This is a genomic window from endosymbiont of Ridgeia piscesae (genome assembly GCF_001443665.1).
Classification (GTDB): domain Bacteria; phylum Pseudomonadota; class Gammaproteobacteria; order Chromatiales; family Chromatiaceae; genus Endoriftia; species Endoriftia persephonae.
Genome location: NZ_KQ557127.1, coordinates 33,131 through 54,679, shown reverse-complemented (window position 1 = coordinate 54,679; position 21,549 = coordinate 33,131). Strand labels below are relative to the sequence as shown.

Annotated in this window: 20 protein-coding genes; 12 read left to right on the top strand and 8 right to left on the bottom strand. The window is 60.4% G+C overall.

All coding sequences use genetic code 11. The annotated features are described in order from the left end of the window. Positions 1–180 precede the first annotated feature (180 nt). Entirely contained in the window at positions 181–792 is a 612-nt protein-coding gene (gene mobA, locus Ga0074115_RS08020; protein ID WP_060528395.1) for a molybdenum cofactor guanylyltransferase MobA, read from the top strand. Here the strand turns inward: mobA and hrpB are convergent. The 5 genes from hrpB to Ga0074115_RS08000 are packed head-to-tail and all read right to left on the bottom strand — an operon-like array spanning position 789 to position 5,959. After that, on the bottom strand, positions 789–3,305 hold the full coding sequence (hrpB, locus tag Ga0074115_RS08015; RefSeq protein ID WP_057956028.1) for an ATP-dependent helicase HrpB: 2,517 nt from the start codon (positions 3,303–3,305) through the stop codon (positions 789–791). The genes mobA and hrpB overlap by 4 nt on opposite strands. A 58-nt stretch (positions 3,306–3,363) precedes the next feature. After that, positions 3,364–3,636, bottom strand: a complete 273-nt coding sequence (locus Ga0074115_RS16700; protein ID WP_232432977.1) for a hypothetical protein — start codon at positions 3,634–3,636, stop codon at positions 3,364–3,366. Next, positions 3,627–3,872 (bottom strand): hypothetical protein, encoded by a 246-nt coding sequence (locus Ga0074115_RS16695; protein WP_232432976.1) that lies wholly within the window; start codon positions 3,870–3,872, stop codon positions 3,627–3,629. The genes Ga0074115_RS16700 and Ga0074115_RS16695 overlap by 10 nt, the downstream gene beginning before the upstream one ends. 42 nt (positions 3,873–3,914) lie before the next feature. Next, positions 3,915–5,765 (bottom strand): AAA family ATPase, encoded by a 1,851-nt coding sequence (locus Ga0074115_RS08005; protein ID WP_057956030.1) that lies wholly within the window; start codon positions 5,763–5,765, stop codon positions 3,915–3,917. Then, positions 5,762–5,959 (bottom strand): hypothetical protein, encoded by a 198-nt coding sequence (locus Ga0074115_RS08000; RefSeq protein ID WP_005964809.1) that lies wholly within the window; start codon positions 5,957–5,959, stop codon positions 5,762–5,764. Before Ga0074115_RS08000 ends, Ga0074115_RS08005 begins: the two co-directional genes overlap by 4 nt. Before the next feature lie 367 nt (positions 5,960–6,326). Here Ga0074115_RS08000 and Ga0074115_RS07995 point away from each other — a divergent pair, with 367 nt between their 5' ends. From Ga0074115_RS07995 to Ga0074115_RS07985, 3 genes are all read left to right on the top strand, one after another. Then, on the top strand, positions 6,327–8,609 hold the full coding sequence (locus tag Ga0074115_RS07995; RefSeq protein WP_060528394.1) for an efflux RND transporter permease subunit: 2,283 nt from the start codon (positions 6,327–6,329) through the stop codon (positions 8,607–8,609). Next, positions 8,606–9,388, top strand: a complete 783-nt coding sequence (locus Ga0074115_RS07990; RefSeq protein ID WP_057956033.1) for an outer membrane lipoprotein-sorting protein — start codon at positions 8,606–8,608, stop codon at positions 9,386–9,388. Before Ga0074115_RS07995 ends, Ga0074115_RS07990 begins: the two co-directional genes overlap by 4 nt. 94 nt (positions 9,389–9,482) lie before the next feature. Then, on the top strand, positions 9,483–10,430 hold the full coding sequence (locus Ga0074115_RS07985) for a hypothetical protein (RefSeq protein WP_057956034.1): 948 nt from the start codon (positions 9,483–9,485) through the stop codon (positions 10,428–10,430). 124 nt (positions 10,431–10,554) lie between these two features. Here Ga0074115_RS07985 and lysS read toward each other — a convergent pair whose 3' ends face one another. The 3 genes from lysS to Ga0074115_RS07970 all read right to left on the bottom strand — a co-directional run bounded on the left by lysS (position 10,555) and on the right by Ga0074115_RS07970 (position 14,192). Next, on the bottom strand, positions 10,555–12,051 hold the full coding sequence (lysS, locus tag Ga0074115_RS07980; RefSeq protein WP_057956035.1) for a lysine--tRNA ligase: 1,497 nt from the start codon (positions 12,049–12,051) through the stop codon (positions 10,555–10,557). Positions 12,052–12,191: 140 nt separating this feature from the next. After that, a protein-coding gene (prfB, locus tag Ga0074115_RS07975) for a peptide chain release factor 2 (RefSeq protein ID WP_101841469.1) occupies positions 12,192–13,290 on the bottom strand; the annotation gives its coding sequence in 2 pieces (ribosomal slippage) (positions 12,192–13,214 and positions 13,216–13,290; 1,098 coding nt in all). Positions 13,291–13,460: 170 nt separating this feature from the next. Further along, positions 13,461–14,192, bottom strand: a complete 732-nt coding sequence (locus Ga0074115_RS07970) for an RNA polymerase sigma factor (protein WP_006473854.1) — start codon at positions 14,190–14,192, stop codon at positions 13,461–13,463. A gap of 286 nt (positions 14,193–14,478) precedes the next feature. Here Ga0074115_RS07970 and Ga0074115_RS07965 point away from each other — a divergent pair, with 286 nt between their 5' ends. The 8 genes from Ga0074115_RS07965 (at position 14,479) to Ga0074115_RS07930 (ending at position 21,456) form a co-directional block, all read left to right on the top strand. After that, positions 14,479–15,318: a glycosyltransferase family 2 protein gene (locus tag Ga0074115_RS07965; RefSeq protein ID WP_057956036.1), complete on the top strand. Its 840-nt coding sequence runs from the start codon at positions 14,479–14,481 to the stop codon at positions 15,316–15,318. After that, complete coding sequence (locus Ga0074115_RS07960; RefSeq protein ID WP_057956037.1) at positions 15,315–15,935, top strand: nucleoside phosphorylase-I family protein; 621 nt, start codon at positions 15,315–15,317, stop codon at positions 15,933–15,935. Before Ga0074115_RS07965 ends, Ga0074115_RS07960 begins: the two co-directional genes overlap by 4 nt. Continuing rightward, a complete protein-coding gene (locus Ga0074115_RS07955) occupies positions 15,925–16,641 on the top strand; it encodes an SDR family oxidoreductase (protein WP_057956038.1) in 717 nt (238 codons plus the stop codon). The genes Ga0074115_RS07960 and Ga0074115_RS07955 overlap by 11 nt, the downstream gene beginning before the upstream one ends. Beyond that, complete coding sequence (gene tsaA, locus Ga0074115_RS07950; protein ID WP_057956039.1) at positions 16,638–17,360, top strand: tRNA (N6-threonylcarbamoyladenosine(37)-N6)-methyltransferase TrmO; 723 nt, start codon at positions 16,638–16,640, stop codon at positions 17,358–17,360. Before Ga0074115_RS07955 ends, tsaA begins: the two co-directional genes overlap by 4 nt. Before the next feature lie 76 nt (positions 17,361–17,436). Then, positions 17,437–17,850 carry a SirB2 family protein gene (locus Ga0074115_RS07945; RefSeq protein ID WP_057956040.1) on the top strand — a complete coding sequence of 138 codons (414 nt, stop codon included), beginning with the start codon at positions 17,437–17,439 and terminating at the stop codon, positions 17,848–17,850. Between the two features lie 315 nt (positions 17,851–18,165). Further along, positions 18,166–18,489, top strand: a complete 324-nt coding sequence (locus tag Ga0074115_RS07940; RefSeq protein ID WP_006473850.1) for an ATPase — start codon at positions 18,166–18,168, stop codon at positions 18,487–18,489. Between the two features lie 9 nt (positions 18,490–18,498). Next, the gene (locus tag Ga0074115_RS07935) at positions 18,499–19,551 is read left to right on the top strand and encodes a V-type ATPase subunit (protein ID WP_057956041.1); all 1,053 of its coding nucleotides are present in this window, start codon (positions 18,499–18,501) and stop codon (positions 19,549–19,551) included. A 27-nt stretch (positions 19,552–19,578) separates the two neighbouring features. Further along, positions 19,579–21,456 (top strand): V-type ATP synthase subunit I, encoded by a 1,878-nt coding sequence (locus Ga0074115_RS07930; RefSeq protein ID WP_057956042.1) that lies wholly within the window; start codon positions 19,579–19,581, stop codon positions 21,454–21,456. The last annotated feature ends 93 nt before the right edge of the window (positions 21,457–21,549 follow it).

The following is a 21,549-nucleotide window of genomic DNA, read 5'->3' as shown; positions in this document are numbered from 1 at the left end:
TGCCAAAGCACCTACGAATAGTAGGTCAACCGATGCTAGATGCACTACCCCACTATGGCGGCGGAATAAAACAATTATTTATGCGCGAACTCGAATCAAAATGGATTTCTGGAACATGTATCATCTATTCACACCAACCCAGTGCCATCACGCCAGCGCCGCATAGCCAAATTGAAAAAAATGGGTAACACTCACGCTATCACAGCCGTTATTCTCGCCGGCGGCCAGGCAAGCCGCATGGGCGGCAATGACAAAGGCCTGCAAATGATGCATGGCCAACGCCTGATCGACCACGTCATCGAAGCTATCGAGCAGCAGGCCGATCACCTGATCATCAGCGCCAACCGCAATCTAGAGCACTACCGCGCGCTCGGCTTCCCGGTCTTCCCCGACTCAATCCAGGACTATGCAGGGCCACTTGCCGGCATGCTGGCCGCCTTCGATGCCTGTGACAGCGAAATGATCCTGACCGTCCCCTGTGACACTCCCCTGCTGCCCCGAGATCTTGCCACGCGCCTGCTACAATGCCTCGAGGCGCAAACCGCCGATCTCTGTTGCCCGCATGATGGCGAGCGTCTGCACCCGGTCATCTCGCTGATCAGGCGCAGAGTCCAGCCGGCCATGGCCGACTACTTCAATCAGGGCGGACGCGCCGTCTACCGCTGGTTCAAAACCCAGAAGCTAGCTCAGGCCGACTTCTCCGATTGCCCTAAGCGTTTCACCAACGTCAACACCCGTGCACAACTGCTCCAGTTGGAGCAGCAACTCAGCCGTCAGAACCCTGGCGATTAGCGACTACGCCGTGGTTTCGCACGCGCTGTTGCTGCTGCCGACCAGGGATCATCGGGCCAGTAGTGTTTCGGGTAGCGTCCCTTCAACTCTTTCTTGACATCGGCATAAGTACGTTCCCAGAAGCCCCGCAGATCCTGGGTTACCTGAATCGGACGCTGCGCGGGCGAGAGCAGATGCAGCATCAGCTGAACCCGCCCACCACAGAGTGACGGCGTTTCACCCAGCCCAAACATCTCCTGCAGACGCACCGCCAACACCGGCGCCTTTCCCATCTCGTAGTACAGCGGAATACGCGAACCACTCGGCACCTGGAGGTGGGTTGGTGCCAACCGATCGAGTTCCCTCTGCTGATCCCAACTCAGGAGGCTCAACAGGGCCCCGTGCAGATCGATCTTTTGCAGCTGAGAACGCCGTGAGATCCCATCCAGCCAGGGCGCCAGCCAGACTTCAAGGGTCGCGACAAGCCGGGCTTCCGAGAGGTCGGGCCACTCTTGATTCGGCGCAGCAGCACGCAGGCAGTCGACCCTGGCCAGCCACTGCCGCAACTTGTCATTCCAGGGTAACGCGGCCAATCCCAGCTGACGGATCCCCTCCAGCATCGCGCGACGCACCGCCTCGGCATCGGGCCGTTCCAGCACCCGCATGGAGAGCACCAGCGCTCCCAGACGCTCCTCCTCTGTGCAAACAACCGCCTGCTGCGCGGTATCCCACTCGATCCGTTCCCGCAGCTCCAGCTCAACACCGGGAAGGGCGCGGATCTCCGCCTCAGTAATCTCCGCGGCCAGCATCACCCGCCCCTCGGTTCGACCAGCATCGAGCTGTACCGCCACGATAAACGGGGCAGCGGCCAGCGGATCATTCTCACTCAGCAGCGCGCCACGCCCAGATGTCAGCCGGAAGCGCCCATGGCCGGTGCGTTGCGCAATCCGGTCGGGATAAGCCATCGCCAGCAGTGCGGCAGTGCCGCTCACCCCGGCGCTCTGCATGCCGCGCCACTCACCCAGCAACCGCTGCCAATGGCGGCTGCTCCGGTCGACCCGACTGCTGGCCGCCGCGTCCAGCTCCGCCCCTTTCCGATGCCGCCGACGCCACTGTTCGAGCAGTGCCAGACGTAGATCCACATCCACCTGGCGCGCCCCGGCCCCGGTACGCAGCAGATCCCGCTCGCTCAACAACGCCGCCAGATCACAGGCAAGACTACGATCCGCCGACGAACCCGCACAGAGCACCATATGGGCGAGGCGCGGGTGCAATGGCAGGGCTGCCATCTGCTTGCCGATCGCAGTCAGACGACCTTGCCGGTCCAGCCCCCCCAGCCGGATCAGCAGATCGCGGGCCTGAGCATAAGCCGCAGCCGGTGGCGGATCGAGCCAGCGCAGATCGTCTGGGGCCTGTATGCCCCACTGCGCCAGCTCCATTGCCAGCGGTGCCAGATCGGCCTCGCGGATCTCTGCCAGATGCTGCGCCGGCAGGCTGGCGTGGCGTGATTCACCCCACAGCCGATAGCAGCGCCCCGGCCCAAGCCGCCCTGCCCGCCCGGCACGCTGATCCGCCGCCGCGCGGGAGACCGGCAGGGTCTCCAGCCGGGTCAAGCCCAGCCCTGGCAGGAACCGCGGCCGCCGCGAGTAACCACTGTCGAGCACCGCGCTGACCCCCTCGATGGTGAGTGAGGTCTCGGCAATGGAGGTAGCCAGCACAACCCGCTGACGCCCCCCTGGATCCGGCTGGATCGCACGGTCCTGGGCGGCGCGATCGAGATCACCATAGAGGGGACAGAGCATCACCTCAGAGTCATTTCCCAAGCGCTGCTGCAGTAGCGAAAGGGTTCGGCGAATCTCACCGATACCAGGCAGAAATAGCAGCAGGTCTCCCGACTCCTGCGGCAACAGCTGCAGCACTGCGGCGGCAACCGCCTCCGCAATGCGACGGCCACGGGGAGGATCGCCAAGATAGTGGAGCTCTACCGGGTAGCAGGTTCCTTCGCCGACCACCAGCGGCGCGCCCTCGAGTAGTTCCGAGACCGCCGTCGCATCGAGGGTGGCCGACATCACCAGCAGCCGCAGTTCTTCCCGTAGCGCCCCTTGCACATCCAGCGCCAGCGCCAGAGAGAGATCCGCATGCAGGCTGCGTTCATGGAATTCGTCGAAGATCAGCAGTCCGATTCCCGACAGCTCGGGGTCACGCTGCAGCAGGCGGGTCAGCACCCCTTCGGTGACCACCTCGATGCGAGTTCGGCGCGATACCTTGGTATCGAGGTGGATGCGGTATCCGACCGTCTCACCGACTCGTTCCCCCAGCAGATCCGCCATCCGCGCGGCGGCAGCCCGAGCGGCCAGACGGCGGGGTTCGAGCAACAGAATCTTCTGCCCCGCCAACCAGGGCTCGTCGAGCAGGCGCAGCGGCACCAGGGTAGTCTTGCCGGAGCCGGGTGGAGCGGAGAGGACTGCGCGACTGCCATCGGCAAGGCAGCACCGCAGAGCATCGATCACGCTTTCTATGGGGAGTTCAGACATCAGGCGAATTGCTCACAGCCATCAGTGCTCTGCGGGCAGCAAAACCACCTACCGTTCATCAAGCGGGGAGCTTGGCAATCCCGATGTGTGCCTCGGGGTGATGGTTGAGTATCAGCTCCCTGATCTTGTCGACACGCTGCCTGGGGATATCCACCATCAACAGGATCTCTCCCGCTTCGATGGCCCGCTGAAAGGCATCCAGATCGTGATTGTGTTCGTGGCTGGAGAGCAGCGCCGAAACCACTGCGCCAAAACCGGCGCCAGCCGCCGCCCCTACCAGCAGGGCACCGCCACCCAACACCAGCCCAGCCGGCGGAAAACTCACCGCCAACAGACCGCCAACAGACCGCCGAGCATGCCGGCGACTCCGCCCAATCCGGCGCCCCACTCCAGACCGTGGGCCAGCTCGGTCTTCTGCAGCACTCCAGCCTCCGGCAGCCCATCAAGGGACTGATCGAGACTGGCGATGGCATGCAGATGATGCTCAGGCACCCCCTCATCTTCGAGTTCTGCAACCACTTGGCGGCAGGACTCCAGGTTCGGCATTAGAAAGAAGAGTCGGCGCACTGTTGCTCCTCTAGTTGCTCCAGCAATGGGGACGAACGCAACTCATTCAGCCGTAGCCGGGATAGTCTGAAACTCCCTGTCGCACTCGATGTGCAGGTCAAAATGCACATCCTTCGGAAACTCCTGACCGATGATCCAGATCTGGGTCAGGTCGTTGCTCACCGTCGGCAGCACCGTCATCGCACTGCGGGTACGGCGCTGATCGAAGAAGGCGAAGGGCTCGTCGAGGAACAGGAACTGCTCCGCGCCCACCGCCCGCTCGACCAACTCCTGGGAGAGCGCCAGCCGCACCGCCAGCATAATCTGCCGCTGGGTGCCACTGGAGATCTCATCCAGGTCCATGAAGTCGGTCTTCTCGCTGGAGAAAGCACGCACTGTCAGATCATCGTCGATCTTGAGGTGTTCGTAGCGGTTTTCAGTGAACAGCGGCAGGCTCTTGCCCACCAGCTGGCGAAGCTTGAGATTGAAATGATAGGAGACCTCGCGAATCGCGCCGGAGAGCAGCCCATTGGCCAACTCGCAAAGGTCCATATTGCGCTGATTATCCTCGACCTTTACCTGCAAACTTTCGCGGATCGACTCCAGCCCATCAGCCTTGTCGAGGCGCTCCTGCTCAGCGGCGATATCTGTATCGAGCCGCTGAATATCGAGCTGGGCCAGCTCGATCTCGCTGCGTAGCTGGGCCTGCTCCACAGCAACCCCGTCGCGCGCCTCGGCGATATCTGCCTCGAATCCACGCACCCGCCGAGCAAGAGACTCTCTATCCCCCGGCTCAATCGCTGGGATAGCTGGATCCCCCTCCTCATGCTCGTCCGTCAGTCTGCTCAAAAGGGGCAAATCATCGAGCCCGTGCAGCTTATCGGAGAGTGCCTCCGCCGCCTGTTGCAGTGACTGGATGCGTCTGTTCAGACCGCTGCGACGCACCCAAAAGAGCAGAAACAGCAGCGCAAAACCGGCGCCGACGTAGTGGGCATAGGCCATCATCCCGGTATCGTGCAGCGGACTGTTACTGGCGATCAACTCAGCAATCTGTTGTGAGATTGCCAGTTCAGGCTGCTGCACCAGCAGCCACCAGAGGTCTCCGGCGAGTAGCGCTGCGAGCAGCGACAATAGACGCAGAAAACCGGCCCGACCACGACTGCCGATGGCCTTTTGTCGCTGGGTATAGGCCTCCTGGTACTCGATGGATGCCTGATCGAGGGATTCAAGTGCCTGGTTGCGCTGCTCCACCTGTTGCAGCAGTTCGCTGCGATGCAGTTCCAGACCGGGGAGAACAGTACGGTCGAGCCCGACTTCGTCGATCTGCTCCTGAAGCTGTGCTATCTCCTCGCCGGTCTCTTTGACCAGCACCGCCCCCTGCTCGAGGTCGCTGTTGAAGCTTTCGATACAATATTCCAGGGTCACCAGGCCGGCCATGGTCTTGAGCGCGTGGCTGTGTGGGTGAGGCGTGGTGATCTCGCGCTGGGCGAGATAGAAGGATTCGATGAACTCGTCGAATTCGTAGCCGATCAGCCCGTAGAGTCGGTCGGCAACCGCCTCCATTCCCAGCGCCAGCGGTTCTTCATCGTCGCCCGCCTCGGCCCGGCTCAACCGTGCGCTGTGGTTGCCCTTGTCATCGAGAAAACGCGAGATGCGGTAGCGCACGCCATCTTTCACGCTAAACTCCAGTTCTGCCGAACAGTGCGTCTGCCCCCAGCGGATGACCTTGCCGAGATCATCGCTTTCGAGGGAGAAGGTGCGTCCGAACAGGGCGAAACAGACTGTCTCACCGATCGTGCTCTTACCCGATTCGTTAGGCCCGGTGATCGCGATTAGACCGTTGGCCGGCAGATCCTTCAGCTCAAGGCTGGCATATTTGAGTACGTTTCTGGCGGAGATAGCGTGGATAATCATGTCCAGCCCTCCTCTTCCAGCACCTTGAGCTTGCGCAGCACCAGATCCATCGCCTGGTTGAAACTCTCTTCATCAAACTCCTTGCCGGAGTTGATGCGGCGCTCTCGCTCCGCTTCACAGTAGGCCAAAAACTCCTTGGTGGAGTTGCCATGATCACCGCGCTCGAGCGCGTCCATCTGATCGGGCAAGGACATGCATTTCTCCGCTGGGCTAAAAATGATGCGTCAGTATAGGGTCTAATGTGATGCAGGTCACCATTCCGAAAGTTATAGAGATCAGCAATCGCTGGCGGAGGCAATCCTCTAACAGCGACAAGGGTGAGAACCTCTCGTTTCTTTGTAGGATTTTTCCTCATCCTGCTGCATCTTTAGGAAGATTGGTTTAGTCTGCGTGGCGTTGATTCCTCCGGCGCCAGTCCGGACACAGGCACAACAACAGGGGTGGCAAACCCTATGGCCGACAGGCCGGCGCCTGCGGTGGTCCGGGCGCAATCACGCAGAGATGCGGTGTTGCAGCGCGAAGCGTCCGCCACTCAACCAAGAACAAGGAATAAGCAACAGCATGTACGAACGACTCTTTCAGTGGGTTCTGACAAACAAATATCTGGTGGTCCTGCTCACCCTGCTGTCTCTCCTGCTGCTCGGCGCGGGGGTTCGACAGCTCGAGTTCAGCAATGACTACCGGATGTTTTTCAGCGAGGATAATCCGCAGCTGCAGGCCTTCGAGAAGCTGCAGAACACCTACGCAAAAAATGACAACGTACTGTTTGTGGTCACCCCGACAGATGGCCGGGTCTTCTCCCGTGAGACCCTGGCGGCGGTGCAGGAACTGACCACCCAGGCCTGGCAGATCCCCTACTCGCTGCGGGTCGATTCGATCACCAACTTTCAACATACCTTTGCTGAGGGCGACGACCTGGTGGTGGAAGATCTGGTGCTCGATGCGGCAAACCTCTCCGATGCAGCGCTCGAGCAGAAGCGTCAGATTGCAGTCAGCGATCCGTTGCTGGTAAACCGGCTGATCTCCCCCAGCGCCCATGTCACCGGCGTCAACGTCACCATCCAGCTGCCCGGCAAGAAGCTCTCGGAGGTGCCGGAGGTGGCGCAGGCGGCTGAGGTGCTGAAGCAGGAGATCGAGGCAAAATTTCCCGACATCCGCATCGATCTCACCGGCATGGTGATCATGAACAACGCCTTTCCAACCGCCTCGAAAAACGATGTCAAACAACTCTATCCGCTGATGTTTGGGGTGGTCATTATCACCCTGGTGCTGATGCTCCATTCCGTACCGGGCACCCTCTCGACCCTGCTAGTGATCCTCTTTACCATCATCGGCACCATGGGGCTGACCGGCTGGATCGGCATCCGCATGTCGCCTCCCACCACCGCAGTGCCGGTGGTCATCATGACCCTGGCGATCGCAGACTGCGTACATATCCTGGTCAATTTCCTGCATGGCATGCGTGAGGGGATGGAGAAACGCGCCGCGCTGCTGGAGAGCCTGCGCATCAACCTGGGACCGATATTTCTCACCTCGCTGACCACCGCCATCGGCTTCATGAGCCTCAATTTCAGCGATGCGCCGCCGTTCCGCGACCTCGGCAATATGGCGGCAATGGGTGTGACACTCGCCTTTCTGCTCTCGATCACACTGCTGCCGGCGATGGTGATGATCCTGCCAACCCGGGCAGTCCGTCAGGAGACCCGCGGTGGGGTTGCGATGCTGAAACTGGCGGAGTTCGTCATCCGCCACAAGCAGCTGCTGCTGTGGCTGATGGGTGGCCTGGTCCTGCTGCTGATCTCGCAGATCCCCAACAACCAGCTCGATGACCGCTTTGTGCGCTACTTCGACGAATCGATCGAGTTCCGCGCCGCCACCGACTACACCGTTGAAAACCTCACCGGCATCTACCTGATCGAGTACTCCCTCGACTCGGGGGAGAACGGCGGCGTCAGCGACCCAACTTTTCTGCGCCAGGTGGAGGCCTTCGCCGACTGGTATCGCGCCCAGCCCGAGGTGCTGCACGTCAACACCATCACCGACATCATGAAGCGCCTCAACCGCAACATGCACGGGGATGACGACAGCTGGTACCGGCTGCCCGAGCAGCGCGATCTCTCCGCCCAGTATCTGCTGCTGTACGAGTTCTCACTGCCGTTCGGCCTCGACCTGAACAACCAAATCAACGTCAAAAAATCGGCCACCCGCTTCAGCGTCACCCTGCAGAGCATTTCCACCCAGGAGTTGCTGGATCTAGAGGCACGGGCCCAGCAGTGGTTGACAGAAAACGCCCCCGAGATGCAGAGCGACGGCGCCAGTCCCACCATGATGTTTGCCCACATCGGCAACCGCAACATCAAGGCGATGCTAAAGGGCACCACCATCGCCCTGGTGCTGATCTCTGCGATTCTGATCATCGCGCTACGCTCGCTGCACATTGGCGTCCTCAGCCTGCTGCCCAACCTGGTGCCGATCGGCATGGCCTTCGGCCTCTGGGGGATGATGGTGGGCGAAGTGGGGCTGGCGCTGTCGGTGGTCAGCGGCATGACCCTCGGTATAGTGGTCGACGACACGGTGCACTTTCTCAGCAAGTTCCTGCGCGCCCGCCGCGAGAAGGGCATGAGCAGCGAAGATGCAGTGCGCCATGCCTTCGCCACCGTCGGCACCGCCCTGTGGGTGACCTCGCTGGTGCTGATGATCGGCTTCTCCATCCTCGCCCTCTCCCACTTCAAGCTGAACTCCGGCATGGGGCTGCTGACCGCGATCACCATCGGCCTCGCCCTGTTCGCCGATTTTTTCTTTCTCCCCCCTCTATTGATGCTATTTGGAGGTAAAAAACCATGAAGCGCTCGATACTCCTGCTGCTACCACTACTGGTGATACCGCTAAGCGGTTTTGCCCTGACCCCGGAGCAGCAGGGCCTGGAGATCGCCACTGAGGTCGATCGACGCGATACCGGCTTTCACGACTTCCGCGCCGACATGACGATGCTGCTGCGCAACCGTCACGGCGAGGAGAGTCTGCGCCACATGAGCACTAAAGTGTTGGAGGTGGATGGCGATGGCGACAAGACTCTGATCATCTTCGACCGCCCGCGGGACGTCAAAGGCACTGCCCTACTCACCTACTCCCACAAAACCGGTCAGGATGACCAATGGCTCTACCTACCAGCGCTGAAGCGGGTCAAACGGATCAACTCGCGCAACAAGTCCGGCCCCTTCATGGGTAGCGAGTTTGCCTATGAAGACCTTGCCTCCCAGGAGGTGGAAAAGTACAGCTACAAGTTCCTGCGGGAGGAGCGGCTCGGGGATATCGACACCCTGGTCAACGAGCGCGATCCGGTGGACCCCAACTCCGGCTACACCCGCCAGGAGGTGTGGATCGACAAGGCACGCATGATCCCACTCAAGATCGACTTCTACGACCGTAAAAACACCCTACTGAAGAGCCTGGAGTTCCGCGGCTACCAGCAATATCTGGATCAGTACTGGCGTGCCGACGAGATGTTCATGCAGAACCACCAGACCGGCAAGAGCACCCTGCTGACCTGGCAGAAGTACCAGTTCCGCAGCGGCCTGAAGCCAAGCGACTTCGGTAAAAATAGCCTCAAGCGAGCGCGTTGAGATTCACATTTTTGCCGCTTGTGTTTGATGCAACTCGCAAAACCACCATAAAATTCTCCCAGATTTTTGCTCCATTCGTCCCAAGGACAGAGCGATGAATAAGATTTTTACCCTGATCACCAGCGCTCTTTTTATCAGCATGCTGGCAGGCTGTGGCGGAGGCGGCTCCGCCACAGCCGATATTGCCTATGCCGGGAAAGAGAGTCAGGCAACCCTGGACACCAACAACGCCAAGCCCATCGTCGAAGGCACTGTTGGCAACGCCCAAATAGGCGCAGGCACCGGCACTGGCTTTGCCTCTCGCCAAGGCGACAGCGCTCCGCTCAACCTGAGCGTCAGCCGCAGCCTGCTGAGGGGCCTGGAAGCAGCCAGACAACAGCAGGTGATGCGTAGCGAACGTCAGGCCCGCTCCGACGCGGCTACCGTTTTTTGTAAGAACGAAGAAGGCACAGAGGAAGGCTCGATCAACTACAATCTCATCATCGACGACAGCACCAACGCGGTCTCGGGTGACTTCAACTTCATAGCCTGCAACCAGGACGGCGTCGTCATCGATGGGCTACTCTCGATCACCGGCACGGTCGATGCTTTTGGTAACTTCCAGCAGGTGGCGATGACCTTCACCAGCCTGGCCACTAGTATCGGCAGCACCAGCGTCACCCTCAATGGCACTCTCGAAGCCAGCTACTCCGGCAACCAGATCACCATCGTCATGAATGTGGCGATGCTCAACGATGGCACCGGGCAGGTCGAAAAGGTCGAGAACTACCTCATCACCTACACCGACAACTACTCCTACGCCAGCCTGACTATCTCCGGCCGTTACTACCATCCAGACTACGGTTTTGTTGAGATTACTACCCTCAGCCCCATCCTGATCAACAACGGTGACGAATACCCCTCCTCAGGCATTGTCCAGCTGGATGGCGCCTTGGGCACCATGGCCCGCGTCACCATCATCAGCAACACCCAATATTTCCTGGAAGTGGACACTGATGGTGACGGCGCACTGGAAGTGCCGGGCAGCACCGAGAACTGGTAAGCGCCAGCAGGCTCCTTAACCCCGGCCCCGGCAACAAAAAAGCCCCAGCGGCAGCAACCGCTGGGGCTTTTTTGGGGCTGGTAGGAGCGCCGCGAGCAGTGCTCCTACGAAATAGAAAGGCTGATCAACCCTCCGGGCGCATGTGCGGAAACAGCAGCACGTCGCGGATCGAGGGGGAGTCGGTGAGCAGCATCACCAGCCGATCGATGCCGATGCCCTCGCCGGCAGTGGGCGGCATGCCGTGCTCCAGAGCGCGCACATAGTCCTCGTCGAAGTGCATCGCCTCGTCATCGCCGGCATCCTTCTCCTCCACCTGTTTGCGGAAGCGCTCGGCCTGGTCCTCGGCGTCGTTGAGCTCGGAGAAGCCGTTGGCGATCTCGCGGCCGCCGACGAAGAACTCGAAGCGGTCGGTGACGAAGGGGTCGTCGTCGTTGCACCGCGCCAGGGGTGAGACCTCGGTTGGATAGGCGGTAATGAAGGTCGGGTCCATCAGCTGGTGCTCCACGGTCTTCTCGAAGATCTCGATCTGTACCTTACCCAGGCCGTAGGACGCCTTCAGCGGGATCTCCAGCCGTTCGGCGATGGCCCGGGCTCTATCCAGGTCGTCCAGCTCTTCTGCGCTGATATCATCGTTGAAGTGGAGGATAGAGTCCTTCACCGTCATGCGGCGGAAGGGGCTGCCGAAGTCGTAACTCTCGCCCTGGTAGGTCACGCTGGTGGAGCCGAGCACCTCCTCGCAGAGGTGGCGCAGCATATCTTCGGTGAGGTCCATCAGGCCGTGGTAATCAGTGTAGGCCTCGTAGAACTCCAGCATGGTGAATTCGGGATTGTGGCGGGTGGAGAGCCCCTCGTTGCGGAAGTTGCGGTTGATCTCGTAGACTCGCTCGAAACCGCCCACCACCAGGCGTTTGAGATAGAGTTCCGGCGCGATGCGCAGGAACAGTTCCATGTTGAGGGCATTGTGCTGGGTGGTGAAGGGGCGTGCCGTGGCACCACCGGGGATCACCTGCATCATTGGCGTCTCCACCTCCATGAAGCCGCGGCCGTTGAGGTAGTTGCGGATGAACTGCACCACCTGGGTACGGATACGGAAGGTCCGCCGCGAATCCTCATTCATGATCAGGTCGACATAACGCTGGCGGTAGCGCAACTCCTGATCCGTAATGCCGTGAAACTTCTCCGGCAGGGGCCGCAGCGACTTGGTCAGCAGGCGAATACTCTCGACCTTGACCGAGAGTTCTCCAGTCTTGGTCTTGAACAGCCCCCCCTCGGCGCCGATGATGTCGCCGATGTCCCACTTCTTGAACTGGGTGTTGTAGAACCCCTCTTCCAGGGCGTCGCGCTGCACGAAGAGCTGCATCCGACCGGTCATGTCCTGGACGTGGGCGAAGCTGGCCTTGCCCATCACCCGTCGGCTCATCAAGCGGCCGGCGATGCGCACCCGCAGGCCCATCGACTCCAGCTCTTCCTCGCTCTTGTCGTCATACTCGGCATGGAGTTCGCCAGCCATGCCGTCGCGCCGGAAGTCGTTGGGAAAGGCGATGCCGTTCTCCCGCAGTTTGGCCAGTTTTTCCCGCCGCTGGGCAATGAGCTTGTTTTCGTCCTGTACCTGATCGTTCATCGTTTTATTCAAACTTTTTACTTGTAACTACTAAGGTCACAAAGAGTACGAAGTATCTACTACCTTGTCAGCCAAAGCTTGCCCCGCCACCAAAGACTCAAGACAACCTTTGTGAACTTCGTGTTCTATGTGGTGAAAAATCACAAACCGCTCTTCAGACTCGCCTCGATAAATATGTCGAGTCCGCCGTCGAGTACCGCCTGAGTGTTGCCAGTCTCGACGTTGGTGCGCAGATCCTTGATCCGTGAGGCGTCGAGCACATAGGAGCGGATCTGGCTGCCCCAACCGATGTCGGATTTGGTATCTTCCACCGCCTGCTGGGTCTCACGCTGCTTCTGGATCTCCAGCTCATAGAGCTTCGCCTTGAGCTGCTTCATCGCTTGATCCTTGTTCTTGTGCTGGGAACGGTCGTTTTGGCACTGCACCACGATGCCGGTGGGGTTGTGTGTGATGCGCACTGCTGATTCAGTCCGGTTGACGTGCTGACCGCCAGCACCAGAGGCACGGTAGACGTCGATCCGCAGATCCGCAGGGTTGATCTCGATCTCGATCGAGTCGTCGATTTCCGGCGAGACAAACACTGCCGAGAAGGAGGTATGGCGCCGATTGCCTGAGTCAAACGGCGACTTGCGTACCAGCCGGTGCACGCCGGTCTCGGTGCGCAGCCAGCCAAAGGCGTACTCCCCTTCAAACCGGATGGTGGCCGACTTGATACCGGCTACCTCTCCTGGCGAGGCCTCCATCAGCTCGGTCTTAAAACCGTGCGCCTCACCCCAGCGCAGATACATGCGCAGTAGCATCTCGGCCCAATCCTGCGCCTCGGTACCGCCTGAGCCGGCCTGGATATCGAGAAAGGCGTTGCTCGGGTCCATCTCACCGGAGAACATGCGGCGAAACTCCAGCTCTGCGATGCGCTGCTCGAACGCGTCCAGATCGGCGGCCACCGCATCGAGCGCCTCATCATCCGCCTCTTCAACCGCCATCTCTAGCAGATCGACAGCGTCTGCGAGACCAACATCCAGGGTATCGATAGTCTCCACCACTGCCTCCAGGCTGGCGCGCTCCCGGCCCAGCGCCTGGGCCCGCGCCTGGTCGCTCCAGACCCCCGGATCTTCCAGCTCCCGCAGTACCTCGACTAACCGTTCCTGCTTCTCGGCATAGTCAAAGATACCCCCTAAGGGACTCACAACGACCCTTCAGCTCATTGATTTTATTGGTGATCGGGTTGATTTCTTGCATTGCCTGAACGCTCGCGGAAAAACCCATCATGTTACACGAGCTGTGCAGTGCAATAAACCCGGAGAGGAAGTCGGGCGATCAGGTGGGATACGCTGGGGAGGGCGCGCCATCCTTGGCGCTAGGAGAAGGGACTCTTCAAACAAACTCCACTGAAGAGCCCCCCTCAGGCATTAGTTCCGGTATTCGATGACGTTGTAGAAGAGCTCGTGCCGGTGCATCGATTTACGGGTTGTCGAGAGGGAGCTGGCGATCTGTTTCATCCCGGAAACTCCGGGTGGCGAGATCGTTGGCTGCGCCATCGTGTACTCCCCACCCCATTCGAGCCACTCTGGCACGGAGCCAAGCACCGCCATATCCCACAGCGCCGGCGGCTTGATCTGACGGGTTAACTGATAGACCGCCTTCAACTCCAGATGTTTAGAGAACCCACTCACCTCCAGCGAGGTCAGCAGATCTTCCTCGGCCTGCGCCAGCTGATCGCTGACCTGCGCCGTCGGCTTGCCCAGTACCGCACCGATCGCGGTGGGGGTCAAGCCGATCTCGTAACGAAACAGAAAACACTCCCGCAGATGCTTTGGCAGGCAGCGCACCTCTTCCAGCAACAACACCCCCCATTTGGTATCGTCATCGACCTTCAATATCAGCTCCGGACTGGTGTAGAGCATGCCGTCACAGCCACCACCGAACTCCCACAGTGCCTCATGCAACTCCCGGTAGAGCTCCACCTTATATTGCCGGATGGTCGAGCAGCGTCGGCGGGCCGCGATGAAACGGCTCCAGACTGCCCGATAGACCTGGCTTCCATAGTTGTCGGCACCACATTGGCGCGCGATAAACCGGTAGATGCGCCCCCGGTAGCGCTCATAGAAGGACTGGATCGCCTCCTCACTACCTGCAAGCATTTGTTCTAGTAAGACTTCTGTGTCAAATCGGCGCTTTGTCATATTCATCCCTTTTTATTTTGATCTACGATTGCCAACCAAAAAACAGCCGCTTAGTGTCGAATTTTCTTACAGCTGATGTCGGATTATTTTACACATTCTGTCGGGTAACTTTACACCTACCAATGAGAAATAATTCTCATTTTCCAAGACTAAAACGATTTTTTCGCCGCTGAGGAGCCTCATCTTTCTCCACGAATACCTCCTCGCGGTTTGCCGTCTGTTACCAAACCGCTATGCTTCGCCGATGCAGGTCTCCGTCATCATTCCCACTCACAATCGTGCAGCCACCCTGCCCAGGGCGATCGAATCTGTGCTGCAGCAGAGCCGTCCGGCCAATGAGATCCTCATCGTCGACGACGGCTCCGACGACGATAGCCGCGCTTTAGTCACCCAACAGTTCCCCCAGTGCCGCTATCTGCATCAGCAGAACCGGGGGGTCAGCAGCGCCCGTAACCTGGGGATCAGCGCCAGCAAAGGGGAGTGGATCGCCCTGCTCGACTCCGACGACGCCTGGCTGCCGCAGAAACTCGAGCAACAGCTGGCACGGGTGGAGGCGCAGGCGGGAAAACGCCTCTGTCATACAGAGGAGATCTGGATACGCAATGGCGTGCGGGTCAACGCCATGAAAAAACACCAAAAACAGGGAGGGCGGATCTTTGGCAACTGCCTGCCGATGTGCGTCATCTCCCCCTCATCGGCGCTGCTGCACCGCTCCCTATTCGATGAGGTGGGACTGTTCGACGAAACACTGCCCGCCTGCGAAGACTACGATCTCTGGCTGAGAATCTGCGCCCACGAAGCGGTGCTGTTTCTCGAACAGCCGCTGATCGTCAAGTATGGTGGCCATGCGGACCAGCTCTCACGCCGACACTGGGGTATGGACCGCTTCCGCATCCAGGCGCTGCAGAAGATCATCGACTCGGGCCAGCTCTCGGCAGAGGATTACCAGGCCGCGGTGGAGATCCTCGTGCAAAAGGCGCTCATCTTCGCCCATGGTGCGGAAAAACGCGGCCATCACGAACGCGCCGAACACTATCGAAGAATAGCACGACACCACCAGAAGATGGGAATCCATTCCCAATGAGTCCAGTCCGAATCAACCTGCTGGTCGCCCTGCCAGCCGAAGCCAAGCCGCTGATCCACGGCCTCGGCCTGAAGCGCCAGCAGCCCGATACGGGCCCCTGTCCCATCTATATAGATGGTGGTATCAGCCTGGCAATCAGCGGCCCAGGCCACGCTGCGATACTGGTAGCCTGCCGCTGGCTGCTGCACAACCACCCGGCCGATCAATGGATCAACATCGGCATCGCCGGCCACCCCAGCCACAGTCGGGGGAGCCTGTTCTGCGCCGAAAGCGTCATCGAACGCAACAGCGGCCGCAGCTGGCAACTCAGCCCCGCCAGCCGCCTGATCGACTACTGCCCGCTGGAGAGCGTCGCCCAGCCGGAGTTCCACTACCCCGCAGCACGCCTCTACGAGATGGAGGCAGCGGCCCTGCTGGATGTGCTCACCCCGAGCCTCCCCCTCGACCAGATTCAGATCCTCAAGGTGGTTTCCGACAACCACAGCCAGCCTGCGCAACAAATCAATGGCAAGATGGTCTCGAGCCTGATCGAGCAGAACTTGCCGTTGATCCGCAATCTGCTGCAGCAGCTACAATGCCAGCAGGAGAGACAGAGAGCGGAGTCCTATGCCGAGTAGACGAAGAATTCTGGTAACCGGCGCCAGCCGCGGCATCGGCGCAGCGATCAGCCGACGCTTGCTAACGGAGGGCTGTGAGGTAGTCGGCATCGCCCGAGACTTCACCGACTGGGATGAAACAGAAGAACGCTTCATGCCGATCGCCCTCGACCTAGCCGATCTCGACAAGCTGCCCCATCAACTCGGTGAGATCGCCCGCCTCCACCCGGCCATCGACGGCCTGGTGCTGAACGCCGGCTACGGCCGCTTCGGCTCCCTGGAGGAGTTCTCCTATCGGCAGATCGTGGAGATGGTCAATATGAATCTGCTGCAACATCTGTTTGTCGCCCGCGCCTTTCTGCCGCATATCAAACAGCATGGTTTTGGCGACCTAGTGATCATCGGCTCCGAGGCGGCGCTGGCAGGTGGACGGCGCGGTGCCGTCTACTCCGCCTGCAAGTTCGCACTGCGCGGCTTCGCCCAGTCGCTACGTCAAGAGACGGCCAACAGTGGCCTGAGGGTCAGCCTGATCAATCCCGGCATGGTCGATACCGGCTTCTTCGATGAACTGGAGTTCGCACCGGGGCAGGAGCCCTCCCAACACCTGCGCCCCAGCGATATCGCCGACGCCCTCTGGACCGTGCTCAGCGCCCCCGCCGGCACGGTGTTCGACGAGATCGTGCTCAACCCACTGCATAAGGTCATCCAGTTCAAAAAGCGACCATGAGTTTCACCTTCGAGCCGATTGGCATCATCCATAGTTGTTTCAAAGAGAAATTCGGTATTCCACGCCAGTCCGGGTTGATCCCGGAGGCAGAGGGACAACTGGAGATACTCCCCCCCTACAACCGGCCCGAGGCATTTGTTGAGCTGCAGAGCTACTCCCACCTCTGGATCAGCTTCATCTTCCACCAGGCGATGCGCGACGCGTGGCGCCCCAGCGTGCGCCCGCCGCGGCTCGGGGGCAACCGGCGAGTCGGAGTATTCGCCAGCCGCAGCCCGTTTCGCCCTAATCCACTGGGACTCTCAGTGGTGGAGCTGCAGGGGGTCGAACAGCAGGGGGAACAGATCGTACTGCAGCTGGGCGGCATCGATCTGCTTGACGGCACTCCGGTGGTCGATATCAAACCCTACGTTCCCTACTGCGACGCCATCCCCGGGGCCCGCAGTGGTTTCGCCCCGGAGCCACCCGGCGCCCCCATTGAGCTGACGTTCGCCCCCCAGGCCGAGGCTACCCTGGCTCAGCTGCCGCCACAGCAGGCCGAACAGCTACGCCGGTTGATCCAGCGCATCCTGGAGATCGACCCCCGCCCCGCCTACCATCGCAACAGCGTCAAACGACGCGACTACGGCATGCGCCTCTACGACTTCAACATCCGTTGGCGGGTAGATGCAGAGACTGTCACCTTGACCCGGATCGAAGCATTTCAGGAAGAGCCAGTTTGATCTGCGACAAGGCAACATCCGGACGCCTTCAGACAAGCTATGCCGGCCGATCCAAAATGACCACAACCACCCACCTATGAGCGACCTCTACCCCTACATCAAACACATTCACCTGACCACGGTGACCATCACCGGCCTGCTGTTTCTGCTGCGCTTCATCTGGATGATCCAGGGCAGGCTGCAGCAACGCGGCCGCTGGGTGCGCACCCTGCCCCACATCAACGATAGCCTGCTTCTGGCCAGCGGGCTGACCATGGCCACCATCCTCGGCCAGTACCCCTTCAGCGCCAACTGGCTCACCGCCAAGCTGCTGGCGCTGCTCGCCTACATCGTGATCGGCAGCATCGCCCTGAAGCGCGGCCCGAGTCGCGCCATCCGCATCCTCGCCGGCCCCATCGCCATCGCCTGCTACCTCTATATCATCGCTGTCGGCCTAACCCGCCAGCCGCTGCCGGAACCGGCACTGCTGCTACAGATCCTCAGCCACTGAATGGCCCGCCCGGGTCAGCTGACCTGGCTCAATGGATCGCTCGGCTAGCCCCGAAAGGGCGTGAGCATTGGCTACACTAAGGCTGAACAAGGGAGCTTCTGATTAAGTCTGGACGAAGCCGATTGTGATTCAGAATATTCAGATTTAAGACGAAAATCGCACGTAATAGCCCGCTATTGCGAACGACTGCATGGATGCAGGAGGTAGAGCAACGCATGGAGTGGTTGCCGAGATTTACAACGCAGAAGCTGGATATTCTGGGCGCAAGATACGCGTTCATGACTTGATCAGAGGCTCCCCAAAAGAGGCCCGTAAATGGACAAGACCCTGCAACGCCTGCTGGATGCCGAGATGGAAGCGGAGCACATCCATCAGCAGGCCAACCAGCGACGCGAGCAGGCAATTCAGGATGCGCTGCAGGAGGCACAGGCCCGTGAGAGCCGCTTCGAGGCCCGCATCCCGGAGCTGCATGCCGCCTTTCTGGAGAAGGCGGAGGCCCGCGCCGAGCAGACCGTCGCCGAGCTCAAGCGGCGTTTTGAAGAGCGCCATGCGCAACTCTGGGAATATGCCGACTCCCGCGAAGAGAAGGCATTGGACGCCGCGTTTGCACTGTTGATCAACCCAGAGATCGACGAGTAGCGGCCCTCCATGCAAACAGCCACCCAAACCTACCTTAAGACCCGGGTGAGCATTCTGGCGAGTCGCCTACTCGATCCGGAGCAGGCGGCAGAGCTGATCGACCTAACCGCGGAAGAGCTGGATCAACGCCTTGCCCTGAACGGCATCCTCAGCCAGAACCTCCGCACACAGCAGCTCAACCGCACCCTCGAACACAGCCTCATCAACAATCTAATGCTGGAACTCGCGGTGCTGACTCGGCCGCTCACCGGCAGCGCCCGTACCCTGCTGCTGTTCTGGTCACGCAAGTTCGAGCTGTTCAACCTGAAGGCGCTGATCCGCAGCAAGCTCAAAGGTCTGCCGATCGAGCAGATCCAGGAGACACTCCACCAGCTGCCGGAGAGCATCAGCCTACCCCACGAGGCACTCCTGCAGACCGAGAACATTCGCGAGATGCTGCGCCTGCTGGAACACGGCCCTTACGCCCCTATCGCCCACCAGGCGCGCCAGGTCTATGCCGAGAAGAACGAACCCTTCTCCCTCGACGCTGCCATCGATCGCAGCTACTTCTCCGGGCTGGTGCACCAGGCGCAGCGCACCGAGCCGCTGCATCGCGACAGTCTGCGACCACTGATCGGCAGCCTGATAGACCGGCAGAACATTCTCTGGCTGTTCCGTTACCGCTTCAGCTATCGTCTCTCCCCCAGCGAAACCTACTACCTGCTGATCCCGGCGGGTCGCCAGATCGGCCGCCAGCAGCTGATGCAGCTAGCCAATCTCAGCAGCTTCGGCGAGATCATCGAGAACCTCCCAGCACGCATCCGCGCACTGTTGGCCGAATCCATCAACCCGATGCAGGTGCGCCAGCAGCTCGACCGACAGATGAGCACAGAGGCGCAGCGCTTGATCCGCTTCAGCCCCTCGGTGCTGACCCGTGCACTGGCCTATCTGGTGGCGCGCCATTTCGATCTGGAGCGGCTGCAGGCGATCCTCCAGGGACGGGCACTGGGGCTGAACGGCGACCTGATCCGGCAGGCGATCGGCGTCCCTCCGTTGGCCACACGTCAGGAGACCCTGTCATGAGACATCGCCGGTCTGGGAGTCAACGCGATGTTTAGCCCTCTGCCGATGAAGCACCTGCGCATCCATCTGCTCACCGAAGATCTGCCGCTGGCATCGCTGATCCTCGCCGATAGCGCCTGTTTCAGCCCCGACCCACGTGACAGCGATGCCGAGGCAATCAGTGAGGTCCCTGGCGAAAGCTACCGTCAGTTCTATCGACGCGCCCGCAGCCGCCTCGACAAGATCAGCCAGCAACTGCCGGTGGAGCCTGTCACAGTCGATTCACACAGCTTCTTTGTCGACCAGTCACTGCTCTCTGAGAGCAACGACTGGCTGGGGGAGACCTGGCAGCACTGCTCAGCCATCGAAGAGGAGCGACACCGCCTGCGCGAGGCGCTGCAGAAGATCGATCAGCTGAAAGAGACCCTGGCAGACTTCCACGATCTGCATATCGACCTCGGCCTGCTGCAGCAGCGCGAGCGCTTTCTCGACATCCAGATCGGCCGAGTGCCAATCGACAACCTGAACCAGCTACAGGACGCGGTGAGCCTCGCCGGCTATCTGCTCTACCGTTTTGGCCATAGCCAGAGCACTGCCAGCGTGGTGGTGATCGGCCTCGACACCAACCAGACCTCACAGCTCAAGCCGCTACTCGATACCGCCGGCTTTCAGCCACTCGATCTGCCCCCCGAGTTCCACTCCGAACCGGAACAGGTACAGGCAGACCTGCAGCGGCGTCGCGAGCAGCTCGCCACCGAGTCACAGCAGCTCGAACAGCGCTGCCAGAACCTGCAGGCAGAACGTCATCAGCGCCTTCAGCAGGCTGCCCACACCCTGCGGCTGGCCGCCCCCTATGTGGCGCTCGGCGCTGCTGCCCACAGCCGCGGCAGCCTGTCACTGATCCAGGGCTGGGTGCCGAATCGCCAACTTGAAGAGCTGCAGGCCCTGCTGGAGAAACGCCTTACAAACCCGTTCATCATCGAAGCGCGCGACCCACTGCCACAGGAGCAGGCCCATGTGCCAACCCTGATGGTACAAAATCGCCTGCTGCGGCCGTTCGCCCTGCTGGTACGCCAGTACGGCACCCCCCGCTATGGCGAGGTCAACCCCACCGGGCTGTTCAGCATCAGCTTCATGCTGATGTTCGGCATGATGTTTGGCGATGTGGGCCACGGCGCGGTATTCATCGCCGCCGCACTGCTGGCGCACCGCAGGCTCGGTGAGTTCACCCCCTTCGTCGTCATCGCCGGGCTCTCCTCGATTCTATTCGGCTTTCTCTACGGCAGCCTGTTCGGCTACGAACATGTCCTGCACGCCATCTGGATCGCACCGCTCAGCGATCCGCTCTACATGCTCTCGGTGGCGCTCGGCTGGGGCATCGGTTTTCTGCTGGTCATGAACCTGATCAACATCATCAATCGCTTGAAGCTGAACGACCGCAACGGCGCCCTGTTCGGCACAAACGGTCTCACCAGCCTGCTGCTCTACATCAGCCTGATCGGTCTCGGCTACCGTTACTATCAGGATGGCAGCATCAGCACCGCTTGGTCGATCCTCGCCATCGCCTCGCTGTTCAGCCTGTTTGGCTACCAGCTGATCGAGAGTCAGGCACCGGTAGGCGAACGCATCCTGGTGGCCGCCATCGAGACCTTCGAGGCAGTCACCGGCTATCTGTCGAACACCCTCTCGTTCCTGCGGGTCGCCGCCTTCAGCCTCAATCATGTGGCACTGGCACTGGCGGTGTTTACCCTGGCGGGGATGAGCGACGGTGCTGGCCACTGGCTGACGGTGGTTCTCGGCAACCTGTTCATCCTGATCCTGGAGGGGGCGATCGTCACCATCCAGGTTTTGAGACTCGAATACTACGAGGGTTTTTCACGCTTTTTCGTGGGGGACGGGAGGGCATTTAAGCCGCTTACGCTTTGAATTTTGAATAGTGAATTTCAGTGCTCGCAGCGCAATCATTCAATTCAAAATTCATAATTTTTCTGCCATCAGATAGTAGAGAGGAGCCTGCAT